At 63.2% G+C, this 503-nt stretch carries 1 protein-coding gene; it reads left to right on the forward strand.

What is annotated here, in order from left to right; translation table 11 throughout:
• On the forward strand, positions 1-503 hold a 503-nt coding region (locus P273_RS0109150; RefSeq protein ID WP_029676382.1), incomplete at both ends, for a hypothetical protein.

A 503-nucleotide genomic window follows, 5' to 3' on the forward strand; every position in this document is an offset into this window, starting at 1 on the left:
ATTCGCTGGCCCTGGGCAGCGACGGGAACGCCTACGCCTGGGGATACAACTACTATGGACGACTCGGCGACGGGACGACCACCGACCGATATACGCCGGTCAGGGTGAGGACACCCGACCGCAACATGTATCCGGATCTGCCCAAGGATTTCACCTACGTGCAGGTCAGCGCCGGGTGGCAGCATTCGCTGGCCCTGGGCAGCGACGGGAACGCCTACGCATGGGGAGACAACGTCAATGGCAAGCTCGGCGACGGGACAACCACCGACCGGTATACGCCGGTCAGGGTGAGGACACCCGACCGCAACATGTATCCGGATCTGCCCAAGGATTTCACCTACGTGCAGGTCAGCGCCGGATGGTTGTATTCGCTGGCCCTGGGCAGCGACGGGAACGCCTACGCATGGGGATACAACGGCTATGGCGAGCTCGGCGACGGGACGACCACCGAACGGTATACGCCGGTCAGGGTCGAAAATGCCCGACCGCAACACGTACCCGAA

It is taken from the genome of Bifidobacterium sp. A11 (genome assembly GCF_000499185.1).
Taxonomy (GTDB): domain Bacteria; phylum Actinomycetota; class Actinomycetes; order Actinomycetales; family Bifidobacteriaceae; genus Bombiscardovia; species Bombiscardovia mizhiensis.